The following is a 7683-nucleotide window of genomic DNA, read 5'->3' on the forward strand; positions in this document are numbered from 1 at the left end:
CAATGGAGCGGCCGCTTGCCGCGGCCGACGCCGGCATGGTCCAGCACGGCGCCGAAGGCCGCGGCGCACTGGCCTTCCTGCACCTCCGCCCAGTCGCGGGCGCGGGCGCCCCAGAGCCGGCCATTCGCCTCGGATGTCCGTGTCATGCCTTGCGCTCCATCGTGATCATGCAAAGGCCGCCATCAGCAGGACGAAGGCGGGCACCGGCGCGACCGCGATCAGCGCGCTCGCCAGGAACTGCGGCAGGCTGAACAGCCGGCTCATGCCGGCGGCCAGCGCGATCCCGCCGCCGCCGCCGAGCAGCGTGTTGCCCGGCGTGTTGATCAGCAGCACCAGGCACAGGCAGCGATGGCGCAGCAGCCGGCCGAGAAGCCGCCGGAACGGCCAGCCGCCTTCCGTTGGCGCCGCGGCGCCGTCCCGTGTCAGCCGCGCGCCCGCGTCGGCGGCCGCATCCAGGCGGAGCCGCGCGAGCCGCCGCTCCGCGCGGCGCCGCGGCACGGCCCGGCCGATGCCGAAGGCCAGCAGCAGCCCGACCACGGTGGCGGCATAGACCTCGACCGCCAGCTGCGCACCGCAGATCGCCAGCAGAAGGAAGCCGACCTCCGCGCCGGGGACGAAGGGTATCGCGATGAGGGCGGCCTGCAACGCCAGGACCATGTGGACCAGCGGCGGGCCGAGCATCTCCGCCTGCGCCAGGCGCCGCAGCTCGAACAGCTCGTCGAGCGCGTCGGTCAGCGCATGCGCGGCGGCGAAGGACAGCAGCGCCAGCGCGACCAGCGCGAAGGCCAGCCCGACCAGCACGCGCCGCGCCGGCCCCGGCTTGGGCGCGGGGACCGGACCGGGCGCGTCGTCCGTGGTCGCTTCGGGGCACATGCCCGATCCTCGCACGACGTCAGGCACCCCGACATACGGCGCGCTAAAGGCCGCTAAATCGGCGCCCCGGCGCGGCGGCGGCGCGGCCCGCGCCGCGATGTCAGCGCCACATCAGCCCGCCCACGCCCCAGACCGCGTCCTCATGCGCGTGGCCGGGCGGCAACCCGAGGTCGCGGCTCAGGTGATGTCCGACGCCTTCCGGCAAGGCGGCGTCCGAGCTCCGCCGACGCGCCGGAACCAACCGCACCAGCCAGCCCGCCAGACGCCCGCGCGAGGTGCCGCGCATCGGCGCCGCCGGGACCAGGACGGGTGAGAAGTTCGTCGCGCTCATCGTCGTCTCCGTTGTCCGTGACCCGGCACCACGCCGGGCGTGACCGGACCTTCGCCTGCGACGGTTCCGCATGTCCTGAAGCGCGCCTGACCTTCCGCCGATGCCTCGTGTATGATCCGCTGAAGTTCTGAGGGGATGGCGGCGCATATGGCGGAGAAGGCCGGGGAGGAGGTGCTGCGCTTCGCCGGCGTCACGCTCGACCTCGGCCGCGGCAGCCTGCGCAACGCGGCCGGCGCCGAGGTGCCGCTGGCGCCAAAACCCTTCGACCTGCTGCGCGCCCTGGCGCGCGAGGCCGGGCGCACCGTGACCAAGGACGCGCTGCTCGATGCGGTGTGGCCCGGCGTGACCGTCACCGAGGACAGCCTGTTCCAGGCGGCGCGCGATCGGCGACGAGGAAGGCCGCGTGCTACGCTCGGTCCCGCGCCGGGGCTACATGCTCGATGCCGCGGTTAACGCCGCGCCGGCCGCGCCGCCAGCTGTCGAGGCACTCACCCCGCCGGAGGACCGGCCGTCGCTCGTCGTGCTGCCGTTTGCCAACATGTCGGGCGACCCCGAGCAGGACTACTTCGCCGACGGCATGGTGGAGGAGATCACCTCCGCGCTCGGGCGCATCCGCTGGTTCTTCGTCATCGCGCGCAACTCGGCCTTCACCTACAAGGGCCGCGCGGTGGATGTGCGCCAGGTCGGGCGCGAGCTCGGCGTGCGCTACGTGGTGGAAGGCAGCGTGCGCAAGGCCGGCGGGCGGGTTCGCATCGCCTGCCAGCTCGCCGAGGCGGAGACCGGGCGGCAGCTCTGGTCAGGGCGTTTCGACGCAGCGCTCGACGACATCTTCGACCTGCAGGACCGCGTGACCGAAGCGGTCGCCGGCGCGTTGGAGCCGAACCTGCGGGCGGCGGAAATCCGCCGCGCCAGCGCCAAGCCGACGGGCAGCCTCGCGGCCTACGACCTCTATTTGCGCGCCCTGCCGCACCATTACCACGGGCTGGGGAAGGCGGAGAGCGATGCGGCGCTGGACCTGCTTCGCCGTGCCGTCGAGGCCGAACCGGGCTTCGCGCTCGCCAAGGGAATGGCCGCCGTATGCTATGCCGCGCGCGGGTCACGTCAGTGGTGGGAGCCGGGCGATGCCGCGCGAGGGATCGCGCTGGCGCGGGAGGCGCTGGCCGATGCGGGAGACGATCCTGCGACGCTGCTGCGCGCCGGGCATGCCATCGCCCATCTCGGTCGCGACTACGAGGCCGGGCTTGCAGCGACCGCGCGCGCACTGGCGCTCAATCCGAACTCCGCGCAGGCGGCGAACAGTGCCGGCTGGGTCCGCAACTACGTCGCCGATCCGGCCGGCGCATCCCGCTGTTCCGCCGCGCCGCGCGGCTCAGCCCGCGCGATCCGGAAATCGGGCTCATGCGTGCGGGCGAGGCGTTCGGCCATCTGATGCTGGGCGAGCTGCCGATGGCGTTGCGCTGCGCCGAAGACAGCTTGCGCGAAGGCCAGGCGCCTCTCGCCGGCACATCCCACCGGGCACTGATCGTGGCGCTCTGGCGTCTTGGCCGCGAGGCGGAGGCGCGCGAGGCGGCACAGGCGTTCCTGCGCACCGAGCCGTGGACGCGGGTCAGCCGCATGCCCGACGTCTGGCGCGACCGCGGCTTCCAGGATGCCTATCGGGCGGATCTGCGCGCGGCCGGTGTGCCGGAGTGACGGCGAGGTGTGCCTGACCGCCTACCGCAGCGCGTCGGCGTCCTCGGGTGGCGCCAGCCCCGCGGCAACCCGCAGGAATGTGTGGGCGCGGGCCTGGTAGTCGGGGTTGGTCGACAGCCAGCGCCCCGCCAGCCGCGCGGCGGCGAGCGCCGGCGCCGTGTCGCGCAGCCGCGCGAAGGTCGCAGCCGCCGCCGCAAGGTCGCCGACGCCGACCTGCGCGATCGCGCCCAGCACCAGCGGCGGCGCGGCGTTCGCCATGCCGAGCAGCGCGGCCTGCGCCGAGGCCGCCGCCCCCAGATAGTCGCGCGCCGCGAATTGCGCGAAGCCCAGCGCGCAGAGCATCTCCCCGCGCGCCGGGTCGCGCGGGCTGCGCCGCAGCGCGGCCTCGGCGAGCGGCACGCCGAGCGTCGGATTGCCGTGCAGCGCCTCATTGAAGCTGAGCCAGGCCAGCGTCACCGCGCAATTCGGATTGAGCGCATGGGCATGGCGCGGCGCGGCGAGGCCCGCCGCCGCATCCTGCGCCATGAAGGCCAGCAGCCCCTTCTGCCGCCAGGCATGATGGTCCTGCGCGTCCAGCGCGATCGCCGCATCCGCCGCGGCGCGGCCGGCGGCAATGGTCGACGCGAAGTCTTCCGTCGTGCCGTGATAGGCGTGCCACCAGGCGACCGCCGCCAGCACGCGCTGCGCCAGGCCGCAGGCCGGATCGGCCGCCAGCGCCTCCCTCGCCAGCGCCGCCGCACGGTCGCGCGGTGCCGTGTCGAAGGCCATCTCGCCGGCCGACATCACCGCCCAGGCCGCCTGCGCCAGGCCATAGGCGCCGAGATGCGCCGGCGGGGCGCGCCGCATGCGCAGGACTTCGGCACCGTCGATCTGCGGCGCGAGCGCGGCGACGATCCCTGCGGCGATGCGCGCCGGCATGGCGAAGGGATCCTCCATCGGGGCGTCGAAGCTCTCCGCCCAGGCATGGCCGCCGGATGCGGCTTCGATCAGCTGCGCCGTGGCGCGCACCCGCCCGCCGGCGACCCGCACGCTGCCCTCGACGACGTAGCGCACGCCAAGCGCGCGGGCGATGTCGCGCACATCCCGTGCCTGGCCGCGCCAGGCGAAGGCGGAGTTGCGCGCCACCACGAACAGGTCGCGGAAGCGCGACAGGTCCGTCGTGACGTCCTCGACGATGCTGTCGGCCAGCCACGGCAGCTGCGACCCCGCGCCGAAATCGGCGAAGGGCAGCACCACGACGGAGGGCCTGTCCGGCGGCTCCTGGTGCGCCTCGATGGTGGCGACGGCGCGCACCGGGTGACCGAAGCGCAGCCCGCGGCCGGGGATGGTCAGCACCGCCTCGCGCCCGAGCAGCTGGCGCAGCGCCGCGACCTGGACGTTCAGGTTGTTGTCGCCGACCGCCGCGTCGCCCCACACCGCGAGCATCAGCTCATCGCGTCCGACGACGCGGCCGGCATTGGCGACGAGATGCAGCAGCAGGTCGCAGGCCCGCGCGCCCAGCGCCAAAGGCGTTCCGCCGCGGCTGAGTTCGCGCAGCGTCGGCCGCAGGATGCAGTCCTGGAAGTGAAATGCCTCCACGCTCAAGGATGCCGCCTCAGCTGCACGGGCGTCCCAGGATGGTCCCGCGGCCGGCCCCGGTCGAACAGTCGAGCCCGGACCGTAAGGCATGCCCGCCATCCGCGCCACGGCCCGAGCGCAGGCGCGCCGGCCCACTGCCTTCCGGTCTGGTCCGGCACGGATGCTCGGCCACGCCTGAGCCTCCGGGTCGCACCGGTGATCAGGCATGCGGGAACGCTTCCGGACGGCCTGCCACGCGGCGCCGCAGTCGATCGGGCGGAAAGGGCGACACCCTCGGCAACTGGCGGAGAGGGCGCGCCCGGATTCGAACCCTGGCGGCGCCGCCGCTTCACCGCCCGGACGCGGACAGCGCGTCGGTCAGCAGGTCGAACACCAGCCGCACCCTGCGGCTGGTGTGCAGCTCGCGATGCGTGGCGAGCCAGATCGGGAAGGTGAGGGGCGGCTCCTCCGGCAGCACGCGACATACGGCAGGATCGGCATCGCCCACCGCCTCGGTGATCAGGCCGATGCCCAGCCCCTGCCGCACGAAGGCCCAATGGACCAGGTGGCTGTCGGCCTGGACGGGGAAGTTCCGGGCCGTGAGGTGCAGGCCGAAGGCGCGAAGCCCTTCGATCAACAGCTCCGTCCGGTCGAAGCCCACGAACCCGGCCTCGGCCAGATCCGCCCAGCGGCTTGGGCGGCCCAGCCGATGCAGGCAGTCCGGCGTCGCATAAGGCCGCGCCCGATCCTCGGCGACCTTGCGGACGATCAGCTCGGTGTCGCGCGATTCGAAGTTGCGGACGGCGATGTCGGCCTCGCGCCGCAGCAGGTTGGTCGGGCGGTTGTCGGCGACGATCTCCACCGTGATGCCGGGATGCGCGGCGCGCAGCAGCGCAACGATCGGCGGCAGCAGGTGCGCCGCATAGACCTCGCTTGCCGTGATGCGGATCGGCCCCTCGATCGCCTGCGATCGCCCCGACGCCACGAGCGACACCCGCGCCGCGGCCTCGCCCATGGCGCGGACATGCTCCAGCACCTCGCGCCCCGTGGGTGTCAGGGTGAGGCCGCGGCCCACCCGCTCGAACAGCGCGATTCCCAGCGCGCGCTCCAGCGCGGCGACCTGCCGGCCAAGGGTCGGCTGCGTCTGGCCGGTCAGGCGCGCGGCGGCGGAGAGCGAGCCGGCCTCCGCCGTGGCCAGAACGGCGCGGGCCAGGGTCCAGTCGAAGGATGGCAGCGGTTCACGCATGCAGGAATGTATGGATCATCTGCAAGACTCGGCAATATTGCCGCTGCAGATGCATGGTTATGAGCGGCCCTGCCACGACCGGAGCACGCCATGAGAGCCGCCATCCACCGCCGCTACGGACCGCCCGAGGTGCTGCGGATCGAGCAGGTCCCGCTGCCGCCGATCGGCCCGCGAGACATCCGCGTGCGGGTACATGCGAGCACGGTCACCTCGGGCGATGTGCGGCTGCGCGGACTGCGCGCCCCGGCGATCTTCCGCCTGCCGATCCGGCTTGCCTTCGGCCTGCGAGGACCCCGCCAACCGATTCCCGGCATGGAGTTCGCCGGCGAGGTCGAGGCGGTCGGCGCCGAGGTCACGCGCTTCCAGCCGGGCCAGGCGGTCTTCGGCATCGTGCTGCGCGGCGCCAATGCCGAATGCCTGACGATCCGCGAGGACGCGGCGGTCCACCCGATCCCGGCGGGCCTGAGCAGCGCCGAGGCCGCCGCCGTGCCCTTCGGCGCGCTCGCCGCGCTTGCCTTCCTGCGCGACGTGGCGCGGCTGGAGCGAGGCGAGCGTGTGCTGGTGGTCGGCGCGGCGGGCAATGTCGGGGTCTTCGCGGTGCAGATCGCGAAGCATCTTGGCGCGCATGTGACCGCGCTGTGCAGCGAGGCCAATGGCGACCTGGTGCGACGCCTCGGCGCCGATGCCGTGATCGACCGGAAGGTGGGTCCGCGTGGCGTGGCGGCGCAGCCCTTCGACGTCATCCTCGACACGATCGGCGCGACGCGCTTCGCGGCGTGGCGGTCGCATCTGGCGCCGCGCGGGCGCCACCTGTTCCTCTCCTTCGGCGCGCGGGAACTGGCGCAGATGCTCGTGACGGCGCTGCGGCCGGGCCCGCGGGTGCTATGCGGCTTCTCGGGCAACGACGCTGCCGCGCTTGCCCGCATCGCGGTGATGCTCGAGGCGGGCGTGCTCCGGCCCGTCATCGGGCACCGCTATCGGCTTGACGACATCGTGGAAGCCCATCGCCATGTCGACAGCGGCGGCAAGCTCGGCAGCGCGGTGGTCGGCATCATCGACACGCACCGAGCCCGCGCAGCGGATGCCGCCTCGAGGCCGTCACGGATGCGGTTTCCCTGAGGACGGCGGTCCCGATCATTGCAGGCCAAGGCGCGCCCGAGCCGGCTGGCGCAACAGGCGCGATCGGCGACATCCGATTCGTCGCAGGTTCTCCAGCGGCTTCGACGGAGCGTGAAGGGCACCGCGCGAACCTGAGCGAAGCGCGGCGTAGGGTGGCGAAGCGGAGCGTAACTGGCGGGGCGGCGGTTGCCGGGTTCGAACCGTCTCCAGGCGGCCGCGGCCGTCTCGGAGGACGGCGCTGCGGCCGACCGGCTAAAGCGCCAGCCAGCGCCGCGCACGATCCTCGATCGGGCGATCGACCATGCGGCCATCGAGCAGCACCGCGCCTTCGCCCCGCGCGCGGGCCTCCTCGGCCGCCGCGACCACCCGCCGTGCCCAGGCGATCTCAGCCGGCGACGGGCCGAAGCCCTCGTTCACCACCGGCACCTGGCGCGGATGGATGCAGACGCTGCCGGTGAAGCCGAGCTGGCGCGACAGACGCACCAGGGCGCCGAAGCCCTCCATGTCCACTGTCTCCGCGACGCTGCCCGCCAAGCCCCAGTAGGCGAGGCCATTGGCGTGCGCGGCGAGCCCGGCCAGCTGCGCCGGCATGGCGAGCCCCGTCGGCGATGGCGCCAGGCCGAGGGCGGCCGCGAAATCCTCGGCGCCGAAGCCGAGCGCACAGAGCCCGGGCGCGGCGGCGATGCGCGGGGCCTCCATCACGCCGCGCGGCGTCTCGAGCAGCGCGGCGACGGGGCCGCCCTGGCCGCGCAGCACCAGCTTGGCTGCCAGTGCCGCGACCTGCGTGGCCGTCTCCCCCGTGGGCAGCATTACCGTCACCGCGCCGCCGGGGGGGATCGCGGCGAGGGGGTCGGCGAGAAGCGCC

General features: G+C 73.8%; 9 protein-coding genes. 4 read left to right on the forward strand and 5 right to left on the reverse strand.

Annotated features, from left to right (window positions below; all coding sequences use genetic code 11):
- Positions 1-165 precede the first annotated feature (165 nt).
- Together AC1MIR_RS27435 and AC1MIR_RS27440 are read right to left on the reverse strand one after the other, a co-directional pair.
- Positions 166-873: a hypothetical protein gene (locus tag AC1MIR_RS27435; protein ID WP_480031346.1), complete on the reverse strand. Its 708-nt coding sequence runs from the start codon at positions 871-873 to the stop codon at positions 166-168.
- Positions 874-973: 100 nt separating this feature from the next.
- A complete protein-coding gene (locus AC1MIR_RS27440) occupies positions 974-1204 on the reverse strand; it encodes a hypothetical protein (protein ID WP_480031347.1) in 231 nt (76 codons plus the stop codon).
- Between the two features lie 147 nt (positions 1205-1351).
- Here AC1MIR_RS27440 and AC1MIR_RS27445 point away from each other — a divergent pair, with 147 nt between their 5' ends.
- From AC1MIR_RS27445 to AC1MIR_RS27455, 3 genes are read left to right on the forward strand one after another with little or no spacing between them, the layout of a single operon-like run.
- A complete protein-coding gene (locus AC1MIR_RS27445) occupies positions 1352-1657 on the forward strand; it encodes a winged helix-turn-helix domain-containing protein (protein WP_480031348.1) in 306 nt (101 codons plus the stop codon).
- Complete coding sequence (locus AC1MIR_RS27450) at positions 1608-2633, forward strand: hypothetical protein (protein ID WP_480031349.1); 1026 nt, start codon at positions 1608-1610, stop codon at positions 2631-2633. The genes AC1MIR_RS27445 and AC1MIR_RS27450 overlap by 50 nt, the downstream gene beginning before the upstream one ends.
- A complete protein-coding gene (locus tag AC1MIR_RS27455) occupies positions 2603-2896 on the forward strand; it encodes a hypothetical protein (RefSeq protein ID WP_480031350.1) in 294 nt (97 codons plus the stop codon). Before AC1MIR_RS27450 ends, AC1MIR_RS27455 begins: the two co-directional genes overlap by 31 nt.
- Positions 2897-2917: 21 nt before the next feature.
- Here the strand turns inward: AC1MIR_RS27455 and AC1MIR_RS27460 are convergent, their stop codons facing one another.
- Positions 2918-4474 carry a winged helix-turn-helix domain-containing protein gene (locus AC1MIR_RS27460; RefSeq protein ID WP_480031354.1) on the reverse strand — a complete coding sequence of 519 codons (1557 nt, stop codon included), beginning with the start codon at positions 4472-4474 and terminating at the stop codon, positions 2918-2920.
- Positions 4475-4802: 328 nt separating this feature from the next.
- The gene (locus AC1MIR_RS27465; RefSeq protein WP_480031351.1) at positions 4803-5699 is read right to left on the reverse strand and encodes a LysR family transcriptional regulator; all 897 of its coding nucleotides are present in this window, start codon (positions 5697-5699) and stop codon (positions 4803-4805) included.
- Positions 5700-5789: 90 nt separating this feature from the next.
- Between AC1MIR_RS27465 and AC1MIR_RS27470 the strand changes: the two genes are divergently transcribed.
- Positions 5790-6818, forward strand: a complete 1029-nt coding sequence (locus AC1MIR_RS27470; RefSeq protein WP_480031352.1) for an NAD(P)-dependent alcohol dehydrogenase — start codon at positions 5790-5792, stop codon at positions 6816-6818.
- A 252-nt stretch (positions 6819-7070) separates the two neighbouring features.
- On the opposite strand, the gene AC1MIR_RS27475 is transcribed toward AC1MIR_RS27470, so the two are convergent.
- Positions 7071-7683, reverse strand: a 613-nt coding sequence (locus AC1MIR_RS27475; protein WP_480031353.1) for an HpcH/HpaI aldolase/citrate lyase family protein, incomplete at its 5' end; no start/stop codon positions are given.

The sequence above is a fragment of the Falsiroseomonas sp. RANM36 genome (assembly GCF_056682175.1).